Source organism: Listeria farberi, from assembly GCF_014229245.1.
Taxonomy (GTDB): Bacteria; Bacillota; Bacilli; order Lactobacillales; family Listeriaceae; genus Listeria; species Listeria farberi.
The window spans coordinates 48,756-72,248 of record NZ_JAARZJ010000001.1; the positions used below are offsets into that span (position 1 = coordinate 48,756).

Consider the following 23,493-nt stretch of genomic DNA (forward strand, 5'->3'; position numbering starts at 1 on the left):
AAAATGAAAAAATAAAAAATCATAATACGCTTAAACACGCTCTAGGAGTAAGAAGTAATTTATAAACAAAATTATAGTTGGAAAAAAATTCTGTAAGTAATACAGTTTTTTTGTGTTGTGTAAGATTATTTTTAAGTTCAAAATAACCTACAATATGTAGTTGTTTTTCATAAATAAATGTTTATAATTAAAATGAAAATATCTATATTATGGCGGTGGCATCATGAATTTAATTGGTTTGCGAATTAGGAATATTCGTAAAGAGAAATCTCTAACTTTAAAAGATCTAGCACAAGGAATTGTTTCGATTCCATATCTTGCAAATATTGAAAACGGAGTTAAACTAGCATCCATGGAAACATTAATGCATATAGCACGACGACTAGAAGTGCCTGAAGAAGTATTATTAGTTAATGAAGAAGAAACAAACATGGAAGTCCTACAAGAACTTCAATTGATTTTTGAACTATTAGTTTTTTCAAAAACAGAAGATATAGAAACTAAGTTAAATAAAATAGCTAGTAAAGTAGATTTAGTTCAGGAATCTCCGGCTGTTGAGCTTGCCTTTTACTGTCTAAAAGCTAGCTACTATTATAAAATATGGGAGTTTTCAAAAGCTGAAGAAATTGAAGTAAGATATTTAAATAATAACGAAAAACGTGCTGAATGCAACTTTCCAATTTATTTATTAACATATTATTATTATTGCCAGTCATTAAAACATGCATTTGTTACTTGCGACTATAAACTTGTAGAAAACTACTGGAAAAAATGTATAGAAATAACAGATTCTCCATCTTTTCAGGTTGTTTTTCACATTAATATTTGTATTAATTATATTTGTCAAAACTTGTATGAGCCAGCTTTAAGCCATGTAGAAGCTGCCAGTGATTTATTAAATACTATCCCAGATGCAAGCTTTGAACTAAAAGGATCTTTGCTTTATTTTTATGGTTATATTTATTTTCAAATTGGGTTCTTAACAGAAGCAAAAAAACATTTCAACCAAGCTGTGGAATTTTACTCATTATATCCTGAATTAACAAGTAAATTCTATTTTGTTATTCGTTTTAAACTTGCAGAAATTGAAAAAATAGAAGGAAATGAAACACAATTTGATGAAAATATTATTTTGATTTACGATGAAATAATTGCCTTTGAAAATAGAGGGATTGACTTTGCCAATAATGACTTTTTAGTTATAACAGAATTAATGGTTATTTTTGCAGAAAAAGGTTGGCTAGAAGAGGCGACAGAGCTGATGCGGATTATGAGTAAAGTAACTGAGCGGGTGATGGAATTAGATTATTTTATTGAATACACCGAAACGCTACTTTTATATCATGAAAAGGAGCAAGCTAGCTACGAAAAAAATATGATAGATTTGCTTAAAAAAATTGAAGAATCCAATGATCCGGTATTAATTGAACGAGTGAAAAAGCACGCAAGCAAACACTTCGCTAAATCAACTAAATATAAAATGGCATATGATATTTTGTCTTAAACATGAAACAGCTGGTTTAACATACTAGCTGTTTTCTTTTACTTTATTGGGGGTACTATAAGGTACTATGTTCAGAAAAAGGGAGGAAAAAATATGCAACAAAAAATAATAGCTAGTTTCTTTATTTTATTTATAGTATTTATTATTGGAAGTGCTACTGAAAAAGTGCAGGCTTATCCAACATCTTTAAATGGCTGGCAATTAAAATGGGCTATTAAAAATAATGATTTTGAAAATGTTGATATTGCCAACTATGGACAAAATGCTGGCACACCAAATGTTTGGATGGTTAACCAAGATGGTGTAGAGGCCTGGAGTACAACAAATCCTACTGGAAACATTGAAGTATGGCAAAACGGCAATGGATATAATGTGCCTGCTTTTTCTGGAAATAACTTTATTGAATTAAATTCAGATGGTATTGGACCAGTTTATCAGGATATTCGGACCATTCCAGGTTCGAATTTAACATGGAAATTTTCGCATCGAGGTCGTAATGGAATGGACACAGCTGATTTGCTTATTGGCTCACCGGAAAGTCAAACGGAGGTAACAAGAGTTTCTGATGGGGAAACGTGGGGAAGTTTTGAAGGAAATTACACAGTGCCTGCTGGACAAACTATCACAAGACTAACTTTTAATCCAATATCGACAGCAGATGGAACCCTTACTAATGGGAATTTTTTAGATGATGTTCAATTATATATTAATGTAAATGGTGCAAAAATTGGCGATATTGTATGGTATGACTTTAATGGGGATGGTATACAGCAAGATAGTGAAGAACCTGCTCCTGGTGTAAAAGTGGACTTATTAACTGAAGAGGGTGTGTTAAAAGAAAGCACAATAACAAATAATATTGGTTCTTATTTATTCACAGATATCCTGCCAGGGAATTACCAAGTGAGATTCAACCTACCAAACAATAGTTATATTTTTTCTAAAGCAAATCAAGGTACAGACACTTCTATTAATTCCAAACCAGATAAAACAGGAATTACAAAAGTAAATGTTCCAACTTTAAGAAGTGAGAATTTTGATATTGATGCAGGACTTACAACTAATGGAAAAGTAGAAATTCAAAAAATTTCTGGTAATAAAGCGCTTAGTGGAGCAGTGTATACAATTAAAGATGAATCTGGACTCGAAGTAGCGAAAATAACAACTGATAAAAATGGTATTGGAACCGCCACAGGATTACCACCTGAAAAGTATACAGTCACTGAGTTAACTGCCCCTACTGGGTATCAGATAAATACCACCCCGAAAAGTTTTACAATTACTTACGGCGACACAAAGCCAGCCAAACTCATTTTTCAAAACACAGAAAAAACAGGAGCAATTAAAATTTTTAAACAAGATGAAACAACGAAAACAGGACTTGCAAAGGCAGTTTTCAACATTAAGACAACAGCCGGAACGATGTTAAAAAATGTAACTACCAACAGTAGTGGTTTTGCACTTGTAGAAAACTTGTTACCGGGAACTTATGTGATAACGGAAAAAATAGCACCGCCCGGTTATGAAAAATCAGCTAAAGAAATTCATGTAACGATACCGTTTAACCCACAAGAGACTATCGATGTGACTTTTAATGATAAAAAAATAAAAGTAACACCAAAGCCAACTCCCGAAAATAGAAATACAACATCAGTAAAAGTAACCGACAAAGCGACAGATATCTCCGCTTTACCACAAACTGGTGATAGTTCAGACTTCACAATGATTGTTATAGGAGTATTTACCACCATAGCTAGTGGATTATTTATTTATAGAAGAAATTAAAAAGATATAAAACTTCTCTAGAACCCAAATAGAGAAGTTTTTTTCATGTTTTAGGTAAAAAGCTCTCCTTTTTTTTCCAAAGTCAATTGGCCATGTTCATCAACTTCATGACTACTACTTGATTTCGTACTTCTTGTCGGTGCTTAGAAAGCCATATATAGCACTTCATTGCTATATTATCTAAAGTAATTTCTTGCTTTGGCCTCTTTTTTCTGTAGTACTCTGTTTATGACAAAATTATGACGATTTTAAGTTGTACACTAAAAAAACCCCTTTTTTAATGATTTATTTTAGTAATTTGCCTTTTTTTAACATGGTATAGTGAAAATGTTAAATTTGTTGAAGGGAGGATTTAATTGTTCGAACAGAAGAATTATCTATATATCAGAAGGTTATATTCAGTTTAATAAACCAGCAGCATCTAAATGATAATCAAAAGTATTAGGTAGCTATAATAGAATAATTTGAAGCACAAAGTTTTACTGAAAAATAGTATTAAATACTTTGGTAAAGGAGACATCATGAAATGAATAAATTAGCTAATATACCTTATGAAACTTGCGTAGAAGGAAATAATGGTTTTTTCTTCTTAGAACGCACTATAGAAGATACAACATTATGGGCTATTTTTAAAGAAGACGGGACACAAATTACACCATTTATTTATAATGAACTAAGACCTTATGACTTTGGATACGCGGTTGGAGAGATTGATAAAAAGTTCATTAAATCAAAATGTTATATAAGTGAACACGAAGAACCAGCTGTTGGGGATGCTCTGATTTATAATGAAAAAGATGCTTACAGGAGTCAAGTGGAATGTTTTATTGATGAACAAGGTAGTGTTTTAAATAATTCTTATTATAAAAATATACTACCTATTACTCTCGATGGATATCGAGTATTTGAAATAGAATATAATTTAGGACGGGCTGGAGTTGACCTTCGAGCTGGTTTTTTAAGACCAGATGGTGTTTTGATAACGCCTCAATTTAATCGAATTGAATATAACTATGCTGAAAATAGAAAGAAACATGTGCTTGTTTCAGAAGGCGTTATTCGAGCAAATTCCTTAGAGAGAGTCCCACGTGAAGAATACGGGACATATGTAAATTGTTATGGGTTAATTGATACAGATGGGAATTGGATTTCACAGCCCAAATATCATCATTTAACTGAATTTAAAAATGGAATTGCCAAGTTTTATCAAAATTATAAAGAGAGTGGCTATTTATTTGATTGGGGCTATATTGATGGTAAAGGTACGGAATATACCGCTATTTATGCTGATGGTAAAGTGCAAATGCGAGATTCAGAAGGAACACTTGGTCCAGTTGAAAAACCTGGGGATATTATAGACATCTATGATCCAATACGATTTTTATTTGAGAATGGCTTATATGGTTATATTAACTCAGATGGGAACGTCATTGTGGAGCCACATTACGAGGGTGCTGTATATAGTTTTTGGAATGGTTTAGCATTTGTGAAAAAAGATGGTTTATGGGGCTTTATTAATGAAGAAGGTACACCTGTTACGGATTTTATGTTTGACCATGCTGGATTTATATCTCCTGGTTATGCGCAAGGATTAATCGGTGAAGAAATGTACTTGATTGGTGTACAGGGAATTATTGCGAAAAAGAAAAAAGGGTATTTTGGCTATCGCAAAAAATTAACCAATCATAAAACAAAAGAAACGCGATATTCTTGTGGCTTTTTTCCACAAATGGCGTTTGATAAAATGTATTTTTATGACAGTGTAGAATGGGTGTTTATAGATGAATTTGATTATCAGATTCAAGATAAAAGACCAACATTCAATTCACAATTCCCAGCTATTCATGAATATACACATCGTGCTGACTTCTTAATTCATCACGAACCAAGTGATACCTATTATTTTAAAACAGGTAATAAATATGGCGTAGATATTCAAGGGAATACAGTTTTGATTGCTGACTTAAAAGAAGTGATTGAAGATATTCCAGAGGCTAAGGCTAATAAAATTTATACGAACTTACAAGAAATTTATCATGGGAAAGCAATACCCGCGCTTTGGAAAGAACTATTAGCTAAAGGCTGGACATGGAAAATGCCAACTCGTGGTAATGCGGACTCACCATTTAGTAAAGGTGTGATTGTCTGGAATACGAATAAAGAAGATGTCGAAGATTTTTTAGGCTTTTTTGGTGGGGAGTATGAAGTTCTTTCTAAAAAGTTATTGTACTTAGCTAATGCAGATGGCACTGGGGCACAATATTATTATTTCGTTGTTGATGAAGATCAACCAGTAGAAAATAATCCGATAGTCTTCATTGGTACAGAAGGTGAACTCGATCTTGTTTGTAGTAATTTAAATGAATTTTTACAACTCCTATCAGTGGATGCAGTACCGTGGGGAACACAGCCTGATGATGAAGAGTTGTTGTGTTACTTCAAAGATGTGGACGATGAGGCATCTTCTTATATAGAATACTATGTGGAGTGGCTCATAACGAAAAATATAACACCAATTGTTGTGAGCGAAGATACGACAGAATATGGTAAAGCGATTATTGAAAAGGCAAATAAGACGTATGGAGCACCTTGGAAGGCTTTTTTGGAAACAATTATAGTTGATTAGAACCGAGAATTTTCCCGAAATATAGAGAGCATCCAAGCTATAGACAAAGTGAGGGCTCATTTTGTCTATAGTCTGTTTTTGCTTTATAACAATAGTAAGGCTTCATAAAATATAGAAAAAACGAAACTCCTCAAATGCTCTAAACAATGAGAAGTTCCGTTTTTCTAGATTCTAAATTTCAGGATTAGATTCTAACCTAGGAATTTTGTTTGATGCGGCCGAGAGGACTTGAACCTCCACGGGTTTTACCCCACTAGGCCCTCAACCTAGCGCGTCTGCCGATTCCGCCACGACCGCGTATGCGTAGCAAAACTAATTATAATATTGATTCTGTTATTTTGTCAATAAAATCTAGCAATATACCTAGGGAAAAGTAAACACCTTCTTGTATAATAAGAAGTACTAACTTTAATCATAGGGAGAGTTAATAATGAAAGTATCCCAGCTAAAAATGATACATAATGAAAAAAAGATTTCTAAGATAAAAAAGGATTTTCAGTTACTAGAAAATATCAGATGGAGAAATTAAAAACATCAGATGCGAAAGGAAATATTTTAAGATATATTGGGAAGGAAGAAATTGCAGATTTTTTGGGAGCATTATGCACTTTATACAATAATACATAATATATCCGCTCTTAGTTAGGCAGGACAAGATAAATCACGTAATTTAGAGAAGTTAATAAATTTTGCAGTAAAAATGGCAACTAGTTATGATAATTTTCAAAAGCTAATACCAAAATGGATGAACGAGGAGGAATTCAAATGACTGAAAAGAAAATTGATTTTAAAAAAGAGGAAAAGAAATTCTATGCACCTAAAAGGAAACCAGAGCGTATTTTTGTACCAGAAATGAATTTTTTGATGGTGGATGGGAAAGGTGACCCGGATGGTGAAGAATACCAAAAGGCGGTGCAGTCTCTTTATGCGATTGCGTACACGATTAAAATGAGCAAGATGGGCGAGACGCGTCTGGATGGTTATGCGGATTTTGTTGTACCGCCGCTGGAAGGTTTTTGGTGGTCTGAAGAGAAGTTTGATTTAAAGGACAGAGATGCGTGGCTTTGGACATCTATTCTTAGACAACCAGACTTTGTCACCGAAGAAGTGGTGGAATGGGCGAAAGAGCTTGCTAAGAAGAAAAAGCCTGATGTTGATACGAGTCGTGTGAAATTGATTCGTTTTGAAGAAGGGGAATGTGTACAAATGATGCATATTGGTCCTTTTAGTGAAGAAGTGAAAACGGTCGCGGAAATGCACCAATTCATGGAAACAGAAGGGCTTCATAATGATACGGGGGCTGTTCGTAAACATCACGAAATTTATTTAAGCGATCCACGTAAAGTAGACCCAGAAAAAATGAAGACCATCCTTCGACTTCCAGTGAGTTGAATAATTGGAATGTTTTGCGTTATAGTATAGAAGAAATAGGAAAAGGCTGCTGCCCGGAATGAAATATTTCAGGGCGTTTTTTTGTGAGGTGGGATTTTAAAAGATGTATTTTTTATATGTGGGAATTTTTGGTGCATTAGGTGGGATGTGCCGTTATGCGATGAATTTATTGCTTGGTGGCGGAAGTTTTCCTTATGCAACGTTAACAGTTAATTTAATTGGTTGTTTTTTGTTAGCTTTTTTAATGCGGTTTTTAGCGGGGAAAACGGGTATTTCCTTAGTGCTTTTAAATGGAATTGGAACAGGTTTTATTGGTGCTTTCACTACGTTCTCGGCATTTAGTGTGGAGACGATTCAACTAATCCAAAAGGGTGAAATGTTTTTTGCGATTGGTTATGTTTTTGTTAGCTTAATGGGAGGGCTCGCTATGGTGAAGCTCGGTAATATATTTAGTAATAAGCTTTTGAAAAGAGGTTCGCATCATGTTGGTTAATTTCTTACTCGTTGGTTTTGGAGCTGGCCTTGGTGCGATTTTACGTTACGGAATTTCTGTATTAGTTAAAAGTAAATGGAAGACTAACTTTCCTTATGCGACATTTTTTATTAATATAACAGGGTCGTTTTTGTTGGGGTTTGTTGTTTCTTCTGCACTTGGACCAGGTTGGCAGCTTTTTTTAGGCACTGGATTTATGGGGGGATATACTACTTTTTCGACCTTCAAACTAGAAAGCATGGAACTAAAATGGAAAACGAATTATCGTGTATTATTTTCCTATATGGGATTAACATACATATTTGGCTTGTTGGCGGCTTTTAGTGGGATTTTGATGGGTGTATAAGAATTGTTTAAGAAAATAAGAAAACGATTGCCTGAGATTGGTGTAAATGCTATGCTAGAAAGAACGATAAGCTTCAGAGAGGACGAGAACGAGAATGGCAGGTTTTAAGAAGATAATTATACCCATTATACTCAGCGTATTATTTTTAGCAGGCTGTAACCAAGAGGAGGTTCCATATTTAGTGCTTGATGGGACAGTAACAGATGCTAGTTTGTTAGAAAATAATAGTGAACTAACAGTAAATGGCACGTTAACATGGAGCGGCGAGAAGAATAATTATGCAAGTGAACTTATTGTAACTGTTAATAGTAATACAGCTGTGACAAATGAAACGACTGGTAAAGCGATAAAATTAGCTGATATTAAAGACGGGGACACTGTTAAAGCTGTTTTTCCCCAAGGCACGAATGTGACTTCTCCTGCTCCTGGGAAAATTTCTGAAAATGCTACTTCCTTAAAAGTGACTCCAAAATAAAAAGTGTGCCTGTTCTTTGGGCACTTTTTTTATTTGAAATTGTGTCAGACTAGTGAATTATTGGGGATTTGCTTGTTTTCTATATCCAAATTGTGTTAGTTTTAGTATATTAACTAGGCAGGAGGAAAAAGATGAAAAAAGGGATTTTATTTTCAATTCTGTTAGCTTTAGCGCTTGTAATTAGTGCTTGTGGAGAGAGCCCAGCAGAAAAAGCAGCAAAAACACCACAAGGGAAATTTGTTCAAGCAATAAAAAACGGGGCTAATGTACCGGACCAATCTACTTATACTACTTCGTTTGCAGTTACAGATATTCAAATGGCAAAGAGTGATTCTAGTGCGCAAACATTAGGTATTTTGAAAGATATTAAATTTTCAATAACATCTTCCACGGATAAAAAGGCAGATAAGGCGGAAGCAAAATTAAATATCACATCTACTAACAACTTATTTCCGATTTCAGTTGATTTAGATTTCTTAGTGGATTCAAAAACTGGTAATACATATATACCACTTAAAACCATTGTACAGCCTGATGAATCGTTACTTAGTTATTTAGACCAAGTTACTGGTGGAATGTGGTCAAAAATTAATACTGAGTACCCAGATTTAAAAAACAAATATATCAGTTCAGAAGAATTAACGAGTTCTTTAACTGGCGAAGGGAAAGCGGAAACAGCTGTTGATACGAAGAAATTTGAAGCTGCAGCAAAAAACTTAAATAAAAAAACAACAAAACTATTGGACAATTATTTTAGTAGCTTAGACCAAGAACGTTTTAAAGAAGCGAAAGATGGAACAGTGAGTGTCACGCTTAAAAACGCGGATTTTGCTAAGATGTGTACAGACTTTGCAAAACTAATGGACGACGAAAAAGTTAAAGCAGATTTCAAAGTATTAGTAGAGAGTCAAGGTTCTGAATCAGTAACAGATTTTGATGCTTCCTACACAGAACTTCAAACAAATCTAGAGGATGCTTCTAAAAAATTAAAAGAAAATAAAAACACCACAATTGATATGAAAGTATCGCTGAAATCTGGAAAAGAAAATACATTAGATACGCTAACTTTGAAAACAAAAATAGAAGAAAAATCAGATGGAAATTCTCCAGAATCAATTAGCTTTACTACGAAAACTAAAGCAGAAAAATTTGTACCTATTGATGATTTCCCAACAAAAGATCAAATTATTTCTAGTGAAGAATTAAATAAAATTATTACAGAAATTACCACTCAAATGTATGGTGGAATGGATTTAACTGAATCTAATTATTAATCTACTTTAAAAACGTAGCGGCTTATAAGTCGTTACGTTTTTTGCTTTTTATTTTGGTACAGCTTTGTGGTATGATATGTAGAGAAAATGATGGACGGGTGAGGGAATGGAATTCGAATTAATAATGGCAAGTGAAGCAAAGACAAGACTTCTTGCAAGACAACTTGGTGAAAAACTTGTAGCTGGAGATGTGATTTTACTCGAAGGTGATCTTGGGGCCGGGAAAACGACTTTTACAAAAGGAATTGGTGAAGGTCTATTGATTCCGCAAATGATTAAAAGCCCAACATTCACCATTATCCGTGAATACAAGAAAGGGCGTTTGCCTCTTTACCACATGGATGTATACCGCTTAGAAGACACGTCAGCTGATGAACTCGGTTTGGAGGAGTATTTTTACGGAGCTGGTGTTAGTGTGGTTGAATGGGCACAATTTGTTCGTGAAGATTTACCAGAAGAATATTTGGAAATTAAACTTTTTCATATAGATGAGAATACACGCAAAATGGTTGTTAAACCACTTGGCGAAAGATACAAGCAACTTGCAATGGAGGTTTTTGGCAAATGATACTTGGGATGGATACGTCCTCAGATACAATGACGATAGCACTCTTTAATAAGGGTGTCGTTTTAGGAGAATATACAACAAATTTGAAAAAAAATCATAGTGTGCGCTTACTTCCAGCAATTGCTGCTTTGATGGAAGAATGCGGCGTAAAACCTACTGATTTAGAAAAAATTGTTGTTGCAAAAGGCCCAGGTTCTTATACAGGGCTTCGAATCGGCGTAACCGTAGCTAAAACAATGGCATGGGATGCGGGAATTCCGATTGTTGGTATTTCCTCTTTAGCACTTTTAGCAGAAAATGGCTTATATTTCCCTGGAAAAGTAGTTGCTTTGATGGATGCCCGTCGTTTGAATGTTTATGCAGGTGTTTATCAAGCGAATCATGGCGAAATGAAGAATCTGATAGCGGATAGCCATACTGCGCTAACTGATTTATTAGAACAGTTAAAACATGGAACGGATACGATTTTATTTATAGGAACATTAACGGAACAAATTTGCTTTACTGTAATGGAAGTTCTTGGAGAACGAGCGATTTTTGCTCAGGCAGATTATTCTTACTCGCGTGCTAGTTCTCTTGTAAAGTTGGCAGAGAATTTGATCGGTGAATCAGCAGATAATTTTGTTCCAGATTATTTAAAACTTGCAGAAGCGGAAAGTAAATGGTTAGAATCGAGGGGTTCTGAGTGAGTTTGGAAGCGGCTTTGTTATTTCGAGAAGCAACCGTGACTGACTTGAAGAGTATTATGAAGGTAGAAAACGCTGCATTCACGGTACCTTGGACAGAAGCAGCTTTTCGGAATGAATTTATAATTAATCAATATGCTTATTATTTACTTGCGACATACAAGAATCAAGTAGTGGGGTATGCAGGTGTTTGGCTCGTGCTGGATGAAGGACATATTACGAATATTGCGATTCATCCTGATTTTCAAGGTAACCATTATGGTGAGGCGCTTTTACGAGAAATGATTCGTATAGCAAAAGAGCGTGGTACCATTCGGATGACACTAGAAGTTCGTGTTTCCAATAATGTAGCACAAGGGCTTTACAAAAAATTAGGATTTCAAGACGGCGCCATTCGGAAAAACTATTATCCGGATACGAAAGAAGATGCGCTAGTGATGTGGGTGGACTTATGAAAAAAAATACATTAATTCTTGGGATAGAATCAAGCTGCGATGAAACAGCCGCTTCTGTCGTAAAAAATGGCTGTGAAATAGTATCTAGCGTGGTGGCTTCACAAATTGAAAGTCATAAGCGATTTGGCGGAGTGGTTCCAGAAATTGCATCACGACACCATGTGGAACAAATTACTATTGTGATTGAAGAAGCTTTAAAACAAGCAAATGTAACGATGGACGATTTGGACGGGGTGGCGGTAACGGAAGGGCCTGGTTTAGTTGGGGCGCTTTTAATTGGTGTCAATGCTGCAAAAACACTTGCTTTTATGCATAATTTGCCTCTCATTGGTGTCCATCATATTGCTGGACATATTTATGCGAATCGTTTTGAAACAGCATTTAATTTTCCACTGTTATCATTAGTTGTTAGTGGCGGGCATACGGAACTTGTTTTAATGAAAGCAGACAATGAATTTGAAGTTATCGGGGAAACAAGAGATGACGCGGCTGGAGAGGCATATGATAAAGTGGCGCGCACACTTGGTTTAGCTTACCCAGGTGGTGTTCAAATAGACAAACTTGCTAAAGATGGTGAAGACACGTTTCATTTTCCGCGGGCGATGATGGATGATGGTTCGTTCGACTTTAGTTTTAGTGGATTGAAATCTTCTTTTATTAATACACTGCATAATTTAAGGCAACGCGGTGATGAACCAAATCCCCATGATATGGCAGCAAGTTTTCAAGCAAGTGTAGTCGATGTTTTAGTGAATAAGACAATCCGTGCAGCTAAACAATACAAAGTGAAACAATTGCTTCTTGCTGGAGGAGTTGCGGCAAATCAAGGTTTAAGAGAACGGCTCATTCAAGAAGTAAAACTAGAACTTCCTGACACCGAGCTGATTATCCCGCCGTTATCATTATGTGGTGATAATGCAGCTATGATTGCTGCTGCAGGAACAGTTAGCTTCTTACAAGGAAAACGAAGCAATTATGATATGAATGCAAATCCAGGTTTATTGTTAGAGGACATATAAAAAAACATGCGGAATTAAATGCCACATGCTTTAAACTGTAGGCAAAGCGAGAAATCACTTTGCCTACAGTTTTTTACATTGTTTTAGTTAAAAATTGTCGTACTTTTTCTTCGTATGTTTTTGGATCAACGGTGAACGCTTGACCGTGTTCAGCGCCTTTTACAATCCATTTCTCCTTGTAACTTTTTGTTGCATCGTATAGTTCGTCTATCATAGAGGTAGGGACAAATGCATCTGAATCACCGTGAATATAGAAAATAGGCAAATTAGTTTTAGCTACTGCATTAACCGCACTTGCTTCGCTGAAAAAGAACCCTTCTTTTACTTTATTTATGAGGCTCGCTGTTGGAATAATGGGGAATTTTGGTAAATGAAACATTGCTTTTAATTGATAAGATAATTCGGCATCCATGGAAGTATAACCACAATCCGCGATAATACTTTTAACTTGTTTTGGGAGTTTCTCGCCACTTGTCATCAAGACGGTGGAACTACCCATAGAAACTCCATGAAGGACAATTTCTGTATCATCACCATTTTTATCAAGTACTTGCTTCGTCCACTGAACATAATCTTTACGTTCTGGCCAACCAAAGCCTATATTTTCCCCTTCACTTTCGCCGTGAGCTCTCGCGTCAGGCATTAATACGTTGTAGCCGAACTTTTGATGATACATCCTTGCTAGACCGGCCATTTCGACTTTGCCGCTTTTTCCGCGATAACCGTGAGCTAAAATAATGGTTGTATTAGAAGGGGTGGAAGCTTCTAAATAATTAGCGACCAATTTCAACCCATCTGCCGAGGTTTCTGTCCATTTTGTGAGTGGTTGCTCTTTTATCCAAGCGACATTTTCTTCTCGGTTTTTTTTCGCAAGTTTGGCTGTTTCAGTAGTTTGATCTGTAGTTGGTTTGTCATTCATACTTGAATTATCACGAGATAGTGCATAGCTATATAAATAAAAGCTCGCGCAAATAGTAATAATTACAAGTAACCCGACGGTAATTGAACCAGAAATAATTAAAATCTTTTTCATAGTTTGCTCCTTTTTTATGTAGATTACATAGATTCTAGTTCTTCGCTTACTTTCTCCCACTCCTCCATCAGTTTTTCACCACGTGCTTTTACCACATCAAGTTCTTGCGTAATTTCAAAAGCTTTCTCATGGTCTTGAAAAATTTCCGGTTTGGTTAATTGGAGCTCTAATTCGGCGATTTTTTCATCCGTTTCTTCCATAGATTTTTCTACTTCTTCTAGTTTGCGTTTTCTTTGACGAAGTAGTTTTTGTTGTTCTTTTTCTTCTTGATAGTTCAATTTTCTAACAGATGCGGTTGCTTCGACCTCTTCTCCTTTTTTTCGACGTTCTTCTCTATCAAGGCGCGCTAGTTCTTTTGCTTCGGCGATTTTTTCTTGGTAATAATCGTAATCACCAAGGAAAACAGTCGCTTTCTCTGGAGCTAGTTCGACCACTTTAGAAGCGATTCGGTTAATAAAGTAACGGTCATGAGAAACAAAGAGAATTGTCCCTTCAAAATCGATTAAAGCAGCTTCTAAAACTTCTTTACTTTCAATATCTAAATGGTTGGTCGGTTCATCCAGAATAAGTACATTAGCTTCAAGTAAAGTAAGTTTGGCAAGAGCAAGTCTAGCTTTTTCGCCACCACTAAGGGATTGGACATTTTTTAGCACGTCATCATCTGAAAATAAGAAATTACCCAGTGTTGTTCGAACGTTCACTTCATTTAATTCTGGATAATCATCCCATAGCTCCATTAGAACGGTTTTATTTGATGTTAGTTTGGCTTGTTCTTGGTCATAGTAACCGATTTTGACACCTGCTCCAAAATGGAATTTACCGCTAAGAGCTGGAATATCGCGAATGAGTGTTTTAAGAAGGGTAGATTTACCGATTCCGTTTGGACCAACGAGCGCTAGACTATCTTGACGTTTCATTTCGAACGTTAGATTGGAAGCAATGCGCTTGTCTTTTGTGTAACCAATACTTAATTCATCTACCATTAAAACATCTTTACCAGTTTGCTTTTCAAATTGGAAGCCAAAATGAGCCGCTTTTTCATCGCCTTGAGGTCGAGCGAGTACATCCATTTTTTCCAATTGTTTTCTTCTACTTTGAGCTCGTTTCGTTGTAGAAGCACGAACGATATTTCTTGCGACAAAATCTTCTAGCTTAGAAATTTGTTTTTGTTGTTTATCGAATTCTTTCCACATCTGTTCTAGTTTGGCTTGTTTTTGGCTAACAAATGAACTGTAATTTCCTTTATAGTGATCAATTTTTGTACGACTAATTTCGTATACTTGGTTAACGACTTTATCTAAGAAATAGCGGTCATGAGAAACGATAAGTAAAGAACCATGATAGTTTTGTAAATAGGTTTCTAGCCAAGCTAATGTTTCAATATCTAAATGGTTTGTCGGTTCATCGAGAACAAGAATATCCTGTTTCGCGAGTAATAACTTAGCCAGTGCAAGCCTTGTTTTTTGCCCACCACTGAGTGAGGCAATTTCTACTTCATAATCTTCTGGATAAAAGCGCAAACCGTTTAAAACGGAGCGTATTTCTGCTTCATACGTATACCCGCCAACTTCTTTAAAAGTATGTTGTAAGGTATCATAATCGGTCATCAATGCTTGATATTTTTCCGGATTATTATAAAGCTCAGGTTCCCCGAGACGGAGCTCCATTTTGCGTAAATCTGCTTCCATTTTTCTAAGTGAATCAAAAACACTTAATATTTCATTCCAAATGGTTTTCGTGGATTCAAGGCCGGTATTTTGAGCCAAATAGCCGATTTCGACACTTTTAGGTTTAGAAATAGTTCCGCTATCATAACTCATTTTTCCAGCGATAATTTTAAGTAAGGTAGATTTACCTGCACCATTTCGACCAACTAGGGCAATGCGGTCGCCTGTTTTTACTTCTAATTTAATATTATCTAAAATAACTTCTGCACCGAAGAATTTAGAAATTTGCTGAACTTGTAATAATATCATAATCTCTCTCCTCGAACGTTCTCCTTACTAGTTTATCTTAAAAGCCAAGTAATCGCAATGAGAGAAGAAAAGCTTCACGTAGAAGATAGATTGTGAAAACACTCGCATTATTTGTGATTTTAGCGTAGAATGGAAAAGAAGGAAAACACTAGATATTTTGCAGGACAAACTATTGCTTGAAAATCATGAGCAAAAAGTTTGTGCATTCCTTGTGAAATGTTTATAGTATATAAGCAAGCATGTGAAAGGAAGTACAGTTCACAATAGCTTCAACTTCAGAAAAAATTTAAAAGAAGAAGGGACAGAAGGCATGATGGAGGAAACAACAAAAATTCCACAAGCGACAGCAAAACGCTTACCATTATATCATCGTTACTTGAAATACCTAGATGAATCAGGTAAGGAACGAGTATCATCTGCGGAATTAAGTGAAGCGGTGAAAGTTGATTCAGCGACTATACGACGTGATTTTTCGTACTTTGGCGCTTTAGGTAAGAAAGGATACGGGTATAACGTTTCTTACATACTCGACTTTTTCAGTAAAACACTTAGTCAAGACAAACAGACAAATGTTGCACTAATTGGGGTAGGTAACCTTGGTACAGCATTATTACATTATAATTTCATGAAAAATAATAATATCAAAATCGTTGCTGCATTTGATGTGGATCCAGCGAAAGTAGGTAGTGTTCAACAAGACATTCCAATTTATCACTTAAATGATATGGAAGAAATTGTTCGTGAAAATGGTGTGGAAGTAGTTATTTTGACAGTTCCAGCTGATGAAGCTCAAGTAACAGTAGATCGTTTAATCGAAGCAGATGTGAAAGGTATTCTAAACTTTACACCAGCTCGTATTAGCGTTCCAAAACAAGTTCGTGTGCACCATATCGATCTTACAACAGAATTACAAACTTTAATCTATTTCCTAGAAAACTATCCAGCGAAAACAGAATAAAAAAACCTGTAGAAGGTAAGCAACACTTACTTTCTACAGGTTTTTTTTACGTCTTTTAAGCCCAGTGATAATAAGGCCAATACCAATACCAAAATCAATCAACATCATCAGTATGAGTATATAGGCAACAAGGTCATAACCATACTCAGCCACTCGAACAATAACGAAATAGACAAATACAAGACCAAGCGCAAAATAAAGAAAACTTTGCTTTATCAATGAATTTTTCATATTATCCTCCAATGATTCCAAGACTCACGAGCAAAACAATGGTATTCATTAAAATATGTGCACCCATCGAAACGGCAATTCGTTTCGTTTTCGTATAAAGAAAACAAAGAATTAGCCCGATAACAAAATAAGTAAGTAAAAAGGAGATATCTCCATGAAGTAATCCAAAGAAAAGCGAACTAATAACCGCAGCTACATGAATATTCATCACATTACTTAGTCCACCAAAAACTACTTTTCTAAAGATAAGCTCTTCTAAAATTGGCCCAAGAACAGAAATGAAAATCAAGAAGATAGGTGCTGATCTAGTTAAATCAACTAGTAATTCCGTATTTGCAGAATTACTTAAATCCCCAGAAATCATTGTAATAATAATACTACAAATAATTTGTGCCACGTATAATCCAATGACACCTCCAATAATCCAAACAATACTCAGAAGCGGTTTCGTTTTTTCACCAAGTTCTATTTTATTTTCTTTCGGTTTCCTGTAGAGCATCGGAATAATAATCGCAAGTGATAATAGATTAGAGAATATCGACCAAATAACCATTCCATACGATGCAGCATCTTCTTGAGAAAGGGATGTCGTACTAAGTAAAAGATGTTGAACAACTGGAATCCCAACAGACGCAGAAAATAATAATAATAAATAAACTAATACAATTGTAATATAACGTTTAGCCAAAAAATACGCATCCTTTCTAAAAACAAACTTCGGCTAAATTCCTTTAAGCAAGCGGAAATAGCTCTCCTTATTGTACTCGTTATCTAGCTTTACCGCAAATAAGAATTCTTCTGTTTTTTAAACGTTTTTGCTTGCAATTTTTATTCAGTTTGGTATCATAATAACTGTATTAGCACTCTAATGTGTCGAGTGCTAAAATGAAAAATTTAATTATATCAGAGGAGGTCATTTACATTGTTAAAACCATTAGGAGATCGTGTTGTAATTGAAGTACTTGAAGCAGAGGAAAAAACAGCAAGTGGAATTGTATTACCAGACTCTGCCAAAGAAAAACCGCAATCAGGAAAAATTATTGCAGTTGGTTCAGGTCGTGTTCTAGAAAATGGAGCAAAAGAACCGCTTGAAGTTGCAGAAGGTGACACAGTTATCTTTGCAAAATACTCTGGAACAGAAGTGACATACGAAGGAACTGACTATCTGATTTTACGTGAAAGTGATATTTTAGCAATTACTAAATAATTTAAAAAAAGAAATAATCGGAGGGAAATATAAAATGGCAAAAGATATTAAATTTAGTGAAGATGCTCGTCGTGCCATGTTACGTGGTGTCGACCAATTAGCAAACGCAGTAAAAGTAACGCTTGGCCCAAAAGGTCGTAATGTTGTTTTAGAGAAGAAATTCGGTTCTCCGTTAATTACAAATGATGGCGTAACGATTGCAAAAGAAATTGAATTAGAAGACCCATTTGAAAACATGGGAGCAAAACTTGTATCTGAAGTTGCTTCTAAAACCAATGATGTTGCTGGGGACGGAACTACAACCGCTACCGTTTTAGCGCAAGCAATGATTCAAGAAGGCTTGAAAAACGTAACAGCTGGAGCAAATCCAGTAGGCGTACGTCGTGGTATCGAAAAAGCCGTAGCAACAGCTATTGAAGAATTAAAAGCTATTTCTAAACCGATTGAAAGCAAAGAGTCTATCGCTCAAGTTGCTGCCATTTCTTCTGGTGATGAAGAAGTTGGTAAATTAATCGCAGAAGCAATGGAACGTGTTGGTAACGACGGCGTTATTACTATTGAAGAATCCAAAGGTTTTGCAACAGAATTAGACGTAGTAGAAGGTATGCAATTTGATCGTGGCTACACTAGCCCTTATATGGTAACTGATTCTGACAAAATGGAAGCAGTCCTTGAAAAACCATACATTTTAATTACAGATAAAAAAATCAACAATATTCAAGAAATCTTACCAGTTTTAGAACAAGTGGTTCAACAAGGTCGTCCAATGTTAATTATCGCGGAAGATGTTGAAGGGGAAGCTCAAGCAACTCTAGTACTAAACAAACTTCGCGGAACATTTAACGTAGTAGCAGTGAAAGCTCCTGGTTTCGGTGACCGCCGTAAAGCAATGTTAGAAGATATTGCTGTTTTAACTGGTGGACAAGTAATCACAGAAGACCTAGGTTTAGAACTGAAAACAGCTACCGTTGACCAACTTGGAACAGCTAACAAAGTAGTTGTAACAAAAGATGATACAACCATCGTAGAAGGAGCAGGCGATTCCACACAAATCAGCGCTCGTGTAAACCAAATTCGCGCGCAAATGGAAGAAACTACTTCTGAATTTGATAGAGAAAAATTACAAGAACGTTTAGCAAAACTTGCAGGTGGAGTAGCTGTTGTCAAAGTCGGCGCTGCAACTGAAACAGAGCTAAAAGAACGTAAATTACGTATTGAAGATGCGCTTAACTCTACTCGTGCAGCAGTAGAAGAAGGTATCGTTGCTGGTGGTGGTACGGCGCTTGTAAGTATTTACAATAAAGTAGCAGCACTAGAAGCTGAAGGTGATGTAGAAACTGGTATTAACATTGTGCTTCGTTCCCTAGAAGAACCAGTTCGCCAAATCGCGCATAACGCTGGACTTGAAGGTTCTGTTATTGTAGAACGTTTGAAACACGAAGCTGTCGGAGTTGGTTTCAACGCAGCAAACGGCGAATGGGTAAACATGATTGATGCGGGTATTGTTGATCCAACAAAAGTAACTCGCTCCGCATTGCAAAATGCTTCATCCGTTGCAGCACTTCTGTTAACTACGGAAGCTGTTGTAGCAGATCAACCAGATGAAAACGGCCCAGCAGCAGTTCCTGACATGGGAATGGGTGGCATGGGCGGCATGATGTAAGAAAGCATCAGCTGACATTTCAAAAAGGTCTCTGGATTTTATTCAGAGGCCTTTTTTATCTTAAATTAATAATAAAAACCGCTTTTATTTTCAAGGATAGAGGTGAAAAACAAAAGTGGAATTACATTATGAAACAATAAATCTAACGGTAGACGAATTATTTCCAGAAATTAACAAATATACAAAAAGTAGTGAGCAAAAAAATGGTCTGAGGAGTTAGGAGACTCTCCATATTTTTATTTTCCAGCACTTTGGATGTTATTGAATCTCAGGTTAACAGAAAAAGATTTTAATAATACATTAAGAGATAGAATGCTCACTTTTATGGAAGAAATGGCGATTAGTAAGGACAAGAGAGTGGTTGAATTAGTTACTGTGGAAATACTAGAACCAATTTTTAGACTGGATTTTAAAACTTACCAACTTGTAAAAAGATTCATCAACAACAGTCAAATTATAGGTGTCCATTCTAGTGAGAGGCTTTAGAAAGTAAGGAGGACCGCTCGTAAATATGACCAATAATTAAGATAGCTATGACAGGGTATCTGCTTGTCATAGTTTTTTTATGCGATAAACCAAAACTTGTTATGAAGCGAACAATTTTGGGACCAAAAAAGTAAGAATTTACCTCTAAACCATTGTTATAATAAAAGAAAAGGAGATGCGCTTATTATGAGAGAAAATTCCATTATTGGTCGAATTATTGCATTTTGTGCGATTTGCTTTGCATTTTTTAATCCGAAAACGGTAACTTATTGGCTTGGAGTTCGCGCAGAATCTGGGCCGGCTTGGTATCTTACAACAGTTGTCGCATGCGGGATTGCAGTTTTCGTACTGATTGATTTAATCAAAAAAATAAAACGAAGAAAAGCGGCAGAATGATAATTTTCGTGGTATACTACTAGAAAAACGACTAGGAGAACGCCATGAACTGGACACGTATAAGTAGTATTTTAATAGTTGGTTTTACAGCAATTGGAGCAATTTATGGTGGCTTATCCATGGTATTTAAGCCAAGCGGTAGTTTACTATCTCTTTCGACAGGGTTGCTTGATGGTTCACCATTTGTCGATTATTTAGTCCCAGGCATATTTTTATTCGTCTTTGTTGGGCTATTCCATTTTGCCGCACTTATTTATTTACTGAAAAAACTGCCACGAACTAAAGAAGTCATGTTTGCAGCAGCCGCTGTTTTGGGTGTGTGGATGGTTGTACAATTACTAATTATTGGTTATGTATTTATTTTACAAATTATCTTTTTAGTAGTCGCTGTGGTTGAAATGTTCTTAGCGCTACAATTAAAGAAACAACAACAATAAAAAGACAGGAACTTTTAGTCAAAAATAGCTGACTAAAGTTTCTGTCTTTCCTTTTAAATTTCTTTTTGTTGTTCTTTCAATAAATCGCGAATTTCTTTTAAGTATTCTTCTGTTGGTGGCACTGGTGTTTCTTCTGTAGGTTGTTCTTTTTTCTTCATAAAACTAGTAAGTATTTTGACAAATATAAAAATAGCAAAAGCGATGATGATAAAGTCAACAATAGATTGAATAAAAGCACCGTACTGAATAACAGATTTACCCACTGTCACACTTAATTTTGTGAAATCAAGTCCACCAAGAAGTACACCAACAACTGGCATAATGATATTATCTACTAAAGAAGAAACAATTTTTCCGAATGCAGCTCCAATAACAACCGCTACCGCAAGATCCAGTACGTTCCCTTTTAATGCGAAATCTCTAAACTCAAGCAACATTTTTTTCATAAAATTCACCTCCCGCTTCCCAGTATAAAACATCTAACTGTGATGTGAAAGCAACTGAACTTATTTTAGTAATAAACTGCCTATGTAAAGAGTCGGGGCCATTAAAGCATAGCCAATTATAATAAAGGTAAGTGCTCGGAGCCAAAAAGAGCTTAAAATACTTGGTTTCCATTTAGCTAAAAGTGCTTGAAGCCACATCGTGATGAGTGTAACAAAGGCAAACATAAAAAATAATTCGATATAACGAAGCATAGATAAAAATCTCCTTTTCCTTTTCTTTTACTATGCCATAATCTGTGCATCATTTGCAATAGCGAGTGAGCCAATTATTTCCATTCAATTGTTGCACGTGATAAGTTTAAAAAGAGTAAAACCGTGTGTTTGAAAAAGGAGTAGTAAATGAAATTATTAAAAAAGGTCAGTTTTATTCTTATCTTATTATACATATTAATTGTTCCAGTTCAACATGTTTCAGCCCATGCTTATTTGGAAAATTCAAATCCAGCTGATCAATCGCATATTAAAACAGCGCCAAAACAAGTAACGCTCGTTTTTAATGAAGAAATTGAAGCAGATTTTCCTTTGATAGAAGTAAAAGATTCAAATGGGAAGCGGGTTGAGACTGGAAAGACTGCTGTTTCAAAGAAGAATAATCATATGGTGGAAGCTTCTTTGCCAGCTAAATTAAAAGCAGACGTCTATTCCATATCGTGGCGAGTTGTTTCTGCTGATGGTCACGCGGTAAGTGGCGTCTTATCATTTAAATTAGGCGATACAAAAGCGACATTCCAAAGCACAGAAGTACCAACAAATGCTTTCGATCTGCAAATTAGTTCCGTTCAAAAAGCAATACTTTACATAGGCTTTTCATTATTTATCGGGATGCTTGTTTTTGGGCTAGGACTTTATCCGCGACAAGAGCAACTACCAGAAAAAATTACTACACGTTTAAAGAAAATAATCTGGTTTGCGCTCGCCTTTCTTGGCACGGCGCTACTAATGCAACTTTTTGTACAAACGAGCATTACAACGGGTGTTTCTATTAGCGAAAGTTTCCAGCCCGATAAATTAGCGGCTTTCTTAACGACGAAAACCGGCTATATTTGGCTTAGTGAGATTATCTCATGGCTCGTTCTTGTTATTTTTACTGCTATCATGCTTCGTAAAAATAAACAATGGAGCTGGTTCGCGCTTCTGACAGAGAGTGCATTAATTGGTTATTTGATTTTTGCGAAGGCTCAGAATGGACATGCTGCAGCGAGTGCCGATAAAATAGTAAGTATTACAGCAGATATGCTTCATATGATTGCAGCAAGTGTTTGGGTTGGCGGCATTTTAGTACTATTATTCGTATTACCGAAAACTGGGAAAGCGCGTGAAGTTTGGAGCAGATTTGCCATTGTAGCAATCATCGCGGTAGCTTCAATACTCATTAGTGGCTTACTTATGGCAGTGATGAACATTGGTCAAATGGCAAACTTATTTACAACCAACTACGGCAAAATTCTGCTATTCAAAATAGGTTTATTTTTACTAATGGCATTATTAGGTTTAGGTCATTACATCTATCTCAAACTCAAAAACAAAAAGTTGCCATTTAAAACGATATTAATTGAACTTATCATTGGGACAATCATTCTTATCGTTGCAAGTGTTTTAACAAACGTACAAACCCCGCCACCACCTGCCCCAAAAGCATTTGACGAAACAATTGCAGCAGAAGGCGAAAATGCAAAAATTAATTTACGAGTAGAGCCAGCAACAGTCGGTCAAAACCAATTTATTATCACCTTTACTTCCGCAGATGGAGCCACCAAAACAGATTTCGAACAAGTGACTATCACAACAAAATCTACTAAAAACGTGGAAAAATCTACTTTCCAAGCGAAACTCGCAAATGAGAATCAATATTTTGCAGAAGGACTTTATATTAACCAAACTGGAAAATGGGAAATTACGGTCCATGGTCTAACGAAAGATTTTACCGATATTAATCAAACTTTTACAACCAATATTACACAGTAAAGGGGAAAAACA

At 35.7% G+C, this 23,493-nt stretch carries 23 protein-coding genes, 1 tRNA gene and 1 pseudogene; 18 read left to right on the forward strand and 7 right to left on the reverse strand.

All coding sequences use genetic code 11. The features are described from left to right. Positions 1-223: 223 nt before the first annotated feature. The 3 genes from HCB45_RS00250 (at position 224) to HCB45_RS00260 (ending at position 5,915) form a co-directional block, all read left to right on the forward strand. On the forward strand, positions 224-1,504 hold the full coding sequence (locus HCB45_RS00250) for a helix-turn-helix domain-containing protein (protein WP_185319261.1): 1,281 nt from the start codon (positions 224-226) through the stop codon (positions 1,502-1,504). 93 nt (positions 1,505-1,597) lie between these two features. Further along, complete coding sequence (locus HCB45_RS00255) at positions 1,598-3,289, forward strand: LPXTG cell wall anchor domain-containing protein (protein WP_185618243.1); 1,692 nt, start codon at positions 1,598-1,600, stop codon at positions 3,287-3,289. Positions 3,290-3,815: 526 nt separating this feature from the next. Next, the gene (locus HCB45_RS00260) at positions 3,816-5,915 is read left to right on the forward strand and encodes a WG repeat-containing protein (protein ID WP_185618245.1); all 2,100 of its coding nucleotides are present in this window, start codon (positions 3,816-3,818) and stop codon (positions 5,913-5,915) included. 213 nt (positions 5,916-6,128) lie between these two features. On the opposite strand, the gene HCB45_RS00265 is transcribed toward HCB45_RS00260, so the two are convergent. Next, positions 6,129-6,212, reverse strand: a tRNA-Leu gene (locus HCB45_RS00265). A 468-nt stretch (positions 6,213-6,680) separates the two neighbouring features. Between HCB45_RS00265 and HCB45_RS00270 the strand changes: the two genes are divergently transcribed. From HCB45_RS00270 to tsaD, 9 genes are all read left to right on the forward strand, one after another. Next, entirely contained in the window at positions 6,681-7,307 is a 627-nt protein-coding gene (locus HCB45_RS00270; RefSeq protein ID WP_185618247.1) for a GyrI-like domain-containing protein, read from the forward strand. A gap of 103 nt (positions 7,308-7,410) precedes the next feature. Beyond that, on the forward strand, positions 7,411-7,800 hold the full coding sequence (gene crcB, locus HCB45_RS00275) for a fluoride efflux transporter CrcB (protein ID WP_185319257.1): 390 nt from the start codon (positions 7,411-7,413) through the stop codon (positions 7,798-7,800). Then, positions 7,790-8,146 carry a fluoride efflux transporter CrcB gene (gene crcB / locus HCB45_RS00280; protein WP_185319256.1) on the forward strand — a complete coding sequence of 119 codons (357 nt, stop codon included), beginning with the start codon at positions 7,790-7,792 and terminating at the stop codon, positions 8,144-8,146. Before crcB (HCB45_RS00275) ends, crcB (HCB45_RS00280) begins: the two co-directional genes overlap by 11 nt. 94 nt (positions 8,147-8,240) lie before the next feature. Further along, positions 8,241-8,621 carry a hypothetical protein gene (locus HCB45_RS00285; protein WP_185319255.1) on the forward strand — a complete coding sequence of 127 codons (381 nt, stop codon included), beginning with the start codon at positions 8,241-8,243 and terminating at the stop codon, positions 8,619-8,621. A gap of 131 nt (positions 8,622-8,752) precedes the next feature. Beyond that, complete coding sequence (locus HCB45_RS00290; RefSeq protein WP_185319254.1) at positions 8,753-9,895, forward strand: Lmo2079 family surface lipoprotein; 1,143 nt, start codon at positions 8,753-8,755, stop codon at positions 9,893-9,895. Between the two features lie 106 nt (positions 9,896-10,001). Beyond that, the gene (tsaE, locus tag HCB45_RS00295) at positions 10,002-10,463 is read left to right on the forward strand and encodes a tRNA (adenosine(37)-N6)-threonylcarbamoyltransferase complex ATPase subunit type 1 TsaE (RefSeq protein ID WP_185618249.1); all 462 of its coding nucleotides are present in this window, start codon (positions 10,002-10,004) and stop codon (positions 10,461-10,463) included. Continuing rightward, entirely contained in the window at positions 10,460-11,152 is a 693-nt protein-coding gene (gene tsaB, locus HCB45_RS00300; protein ID WP_185618251.1) for a tRNA (adenosine(37)-N6)-threonylcarbamoyltransferase complex dimerization subunit type 1 TsaB, read from the forward strand. Before tsaE ends, tsaB begins: the two co-directional genes overlap by 4 nt. Beyond that, positions 11,149-11,604: a ribosomal protein S18-alanine N-acetyltransferase gene (gene rimI / locus HCB45_RS00305; protein WP_185319251.1), complete on the forward strand. Its 456-nt coding sequence runs from the start codon at positions 11,149-11,151 to the stop codon at positions 11,602-11,604. Before tsaB ends, rimI begins: the two co-directional genes overlap by 4 nt. Then, complete coding sequence (tsaD, locus tag HCB45_RS00310; protein ID WP_185319250.1) at positions 11,601-12,623, forward strand: tRNA (adenosine(37)-N6)-threonylcarbamoyltransferase complex transferase subunit TsaD; 1,023 nt, start codon at positions 11,601-11,603, stop codon at positions 12,621-12,623. The genes rimI and tsaD overlap by 4 nt, the downstream gene beginning before the upstream one ends. 73 nt (positions 12,624-12,696) lie before the next feature. Here tsaD and HCB45_RS00315 read toward each other — a convergent pair whose 3' ends face one another. Both HCB45_RS00315 and HCB45_RS00320 read right to left on the reverse strand, forming a co-directional pair. After that, on the reverse strand, positions 12,697-13,656 hold the full coding sequence (locus tag HCB45_RS00315) for an alpha/beta hydrolase (protein ID WP_185618253.1): 960 nt from the start codon (positions 13,654-13,656) through the stop codon (positions 12,697-12,699). A gap of 23 nt (positions 13,657-13,679) precedes the next feature. After that, positions 13,680-15,632: an ABC-F family ATP-binding cassette domain-containing protein gene (locus tag HCB45_RS00320; protein ID WP_185618255.1), complete on the reverse strand. Its 1,953-nt coding sequence runs from the start codon at positions 15,630-15,632 to the stop codon at positions 13,680-13,682. A 310-nt stretch (positions 15,633-15,942) separates the two neighbouring features. Between HCB45_RS00320 and HCB45_RS00325 the strand changes: the two genes are divergently transcribed. Further along, positions 15,943-16,590: a redox-sensing transcriptional repressor Rex gene (locus HCB45_RS00325; RefSeq protein ID WP_003722329.1), complete on the forward strand. Its 648-nt coding sequence runs from the start codon at positions 15,943-15,945 to the stop codon at positions 16,588-16,590. 26 nt (positions 16,591-16,616) lie between these two features. Here HCB45_RS00325 and HCB45_RS00330 read toward each other — a convergent pair. Both HCB45_RS00330 and HCB45_RS00335 read right to left on the reverse strand, forming a co-directional pair. Further along, positions 16,617-16,821: pseudogene (locus tag HCB45_RS00330) on the reverse strand (DUF4305 domain-containing protein). A gap of 1 nt (position 16,822) precedes the next feature. Beyond that, positions 16,823-17,509, reverse strand: a complete 687-nt coding sequence (locus HCB45_RS00335; protein ID WP_185319247.1) for a CPBP family intramembrane glutamic endopeptidase — start codon at positions 17,507-17,509, stop codon at positions 16,823-16,825. Between the two features lie 234 nt (positions 17,510-17,743). On the opposite strand from HCB45_RS00335, the gene groES reads away from it, so the two are divergent. From groES to HCB45_RS00355, 4 genes are all read left to right on the forward strand, one after another. Continuing rightward, positions 17,744-18,028: a co-chaperone GroES gene (gene groES / locus HCB45_RS00340; RefSeq protein WP_185319246.1), complete on the forward strand. Its 285-nt coding sequence runs from the start codon at positions 17,744-17,746 to the stop codon at positions 18,026-18,028. A gap of 34 nt (positions 18,029-18,062) precedes the next feature. Beyond that, the gene (gene groL / locus HCB45_RS00345) at positions 18,063-19,691 is read left to right on the forward strand and encodes a chaperonin GroEL (RefSeq protein ID WP_185319245.1); all 1,629 of its coding nucleotides are present in this window, start codon (positions 18,063-18,065) and stop codon (positions 19,689-19,691) included. 672 nt (positions 19,692-20,363) lie between these two features. Then, on the forward strand, positions 20,364-20,573 hold the full coding sequence (locus tag HCB45_RS00350) for a hypothetical protein (protein WP_003763314.1): 210 nt from the start codon (positions 20,364-20,366) through the stop codon (positions 20,571-20,573). Between the two features lie 44 nt (positions 20,574-20,617). Next, positions 20,618-21,010, forward strand: a complete 393-nt coding sequence (locus HCB45_RS00355; RefSeq protein ID WP_185319244.1) for a hypothetical protein — start codon at positions 20,618-20,620, stop codon at positions 21,008-21,010. Between the two features lie 53 nt (positions 21,011-21,063). Here the strand turns inward: HCB45_RS00355 and mscL are convergent, their stop codons facing one another. Both mscL and HCB45_RS00365 read right to left on the reverse strand, forming a co-directional pair. After that, positions 21,064-21,456 (reverse strand): large conductance mechanosensitive channel protein MscL, encoded by a 393-nt coding sequence (mscL, locus tag HCB45_RS00360; RefSeq protein ID WP_185319243.1) that lies wholly within the window; start codon positions 21,454-21,456, stop codon positions 21,064-21,066. A 60-nt stretch (positions 21,457-21,516) separates the two neighbouring features. Then, positions 21,517-21,708, reverse strand: a complete 192-nt coding sequence (locus HCB45_RS00365; protein WP_185607850.1) for a hypothetical protein — start codon at positions 21,706-21,708, stop codon at positions 21,517-21,519. Positions 21,709-21,855: 147 nt separating this feature from the next. Here HCB45_RS00365 and HCB45_RS00370 point away from each other — a divergent pair, with 147 nt between their 5' ends. Continuing rightward, complete coding sequence (locus tag HCB45_RS00370) at positions 21,856-23,481, forward strand: copper resistance CopC/CopD family protein (protein WP_185618257.1); 1,626 nt, start codon at positions 21,856-21,858, stop codon at positions 23,479-23,481. Positions 23,482-23,493 lie beyond the last annotated feature (12 nt).